This window comes from Chamaesiphon sp. VAR_48_metabat_403, assembly GCF_031422475.1.
GTDB lineage: Bacteria > Cyanobacteriota > Cyanobacteriia > Cyanobacteriales > Chamaesiphonaceae > Chamaesiphon.
The window spans coordinates 1-2,251 of sequence record NZ_JANPLS010000031.1; the positions used below are offsets into that span (position 1 = coordinate 1).

Here is a 2,251-nt window from a genome sequence, read left to right on the forward strand (position 1 = left end):
AGAAATAAGCGAAGTTGGCTTGAATCCCCCTAAATCCCCCTTAGAAAGGGGGACTTTGAAAGCCCCCTTTCTAAGGGGGTTGGGGGATTTACACCTCGAAACGAAGTCTAGCCGACTTGTGTATACACGGTAGCCTTGGAGGGGTGCCCGAAGGGCGGGGTGGGTAGAAGATCTCCGCCACAACTCCAATAAGTATGAAGCGGGGTGGGTAGATCCCCGCCACAACTCCAATAAATCCAAACCGAGTAGTTACTTCAACGCCTCGATCGCACTTTCCATCGTCGATGCTAATTTCTGCAACTGTTCGGGTGAATGAGTTTCCAGATACACGCGAATCAGCGGCTCCGTACCAGAAGCACGTAGTAACACCCAGCTACCATCAGCAAGATAGAACTTCACCCCATCTTTACGACCGACTTCTTTAACGTCAATCCCCGCGATACTCGTCGGTGGGTTTTCGCTGTAAGTCTTCATTACCGCTTCTTTATGAGCGTTATCTAGATGTAAATCCAGGCGACGGTTGGCTAATGGCCCACCAGCTTCGGCGATGACTTCTGCTACCATTTGGCTCAATGGTTTGCCTTCATACGCGATCGCTTCGGCAATTAGCATATCAGCCAGAATGCCATCTTTTTCAGGAATGTGTCCGATGACGCTCAAGCCGCCGGATTCTTCACCACCAATTAAAACAGGAATGAGGCGCATTTGTTCGCCGATATATTTGAACCCCACTGCGGTTTCAATTAAAGGGACACCATGCTTGGCTGCAAAGTTGTCTAAAAGGTGGGTAGTAGCCACCGTACGGACGATCGCGCCTGTTTTACCTTTGTTTTTAATTAAATGCTTGGCAAGGACGAGCAGGACGGTATTTGGCGTGAGCATATTACCTAGCTCATCGACAATTCCAAATCTGTCTGCGTCGCCATCTGTCGCGACACCGAGATCGGCTTTATCCTTTTGCACTGCGGCAATCAGTTCGCCTAATAGTTCCGCCTTCGGTTCTGGCATTCCACCGCCAAATAATACATCCCGCTGCATGTGGAAGGTTTCAGTTTCGCAGCCGCAATGGAGTAATACTTTGTCTAAATATCCCCGCGAGGTAGAATACATCGCATCGAATTTGACTTTGAGCTTCGCCGAGCGAATCCGCTCGACATCGAGCAGGGTATAGATAAATTTGAAATATTCTGGCTGGGGGTCGAAAATGCTAATGTTCTTGCTATTCTTCTTCTCTGGGGGTGCATCGCTGGCACTGTCTAGATTAGCAACGATCGTATCCGTGATTTCTAAAGTTGCTGGCCCTGCATAATCGGGGATATACTTAATGCCACAATAGGCGGCGGGATTATGACTGGCGGTGAACATCAGCGCACCCGCAGAGTTGAGGTGGCGGGCATTATAAGCAATGACTGGGGTGGGACAATCGCGATCGACTAATTTTACCGTCCATCCCAAATCTGCTAAAATTTCTGCCGCAGTCTGGGCAAATTTGTCTGCCAAAAATCTCGGATCGTATGCAACTAAAACCGGACGATCCTGACTGTAAGCGGTGCTGAGGTATGCGGCGATCGCGCGTGTTACCTTACATACATTTGCAAAGGTAAAATCTTCGGCGATAATTCCCCGCCATCCATCAGTCCCGAACTTAATTTGATGCGTACTGTTACCTGCGCTCATCCTAGATTTCCTGCTCTATCGCTGATTTATCTGCTTCCTTAACACTATCACAAGCGGGGATTTGGAATCGTTGCCTAGTTGGCAAAGTGGGTTCGATAGATCGATTGTGCTACATCTTAAAGTAGGGGCAATTCGTGAATTGCCCCTACTTTGGGGATATGAGGAGTGAGATCCGTAGGTTGGGTAGAGCAAATGCGAAACCCAACATCCTCACATTCGATCTCTAGGTTTGTTGGGTTTCGTGCCTCAACCCAACCTACAGTCCTAAATTTAATCTGACTGTGGTTGGGTTTCCCTACCCTTTTACCCGTTGCGACGAAACGAACAAACTGATAAAGTCATGGTATTTCCATGACCGACATGTTGGCAGACAATCCAGAATTGTCAATGGTTAGCAACCTCGACCGCTATTAAAGCTACAAAGCTTGCGATCCGATCGTGCTAAAACGCAAAACTGCGAACATCTGTCAACGTAACCTAACTGTGGCGATACCCCGTGAACAAAACTCAACCCACTAATATCTCGACTCTCAAAGCCGAAGTCGCTCGGTTTCGTGAAGAACTGAACATCCGC

The 2,251-nt window shown here is 48.3% G+C and carries 2 protein-coding genes; both read right to left on the reverse strand.

Features of this window, described 5'->3' with window-relative positions; translation table 11 throughout:
- Positions 1-249: 249 nt before the first annotated feature.
- Positions 250-1,677: a phosphoglucomutase/phosphomannomutase family protein gene (locus RMO79_RS01565; RefSeq protein ID WP_310481295.1), complete on the reverse strand. Its 1,428-nt coding sequence runs from the start codon at positions 1,675-1,677 to the stop codon at positions 250-252.
- Positions 1,678-2,068: 391 nt separating this feature from the next.
- Positions 2,069-2,251, reverse strand: a 183-nt coding sequence (locus tag RMO79_RS01570) for a hypothetical protein (protein ID WP_310481296.1), incomplete at its 5' end; no start/stop codon positions are given.

Coding starts and splice junctions, on each gene's coding strand:
- RMO79_RS01565 (WP_310481295.1), bottom strand. CDS start 1,677: ATGAGCGCAGGTAACAGTACGCATCAAATTAAGTTCGGGACTGATGGA.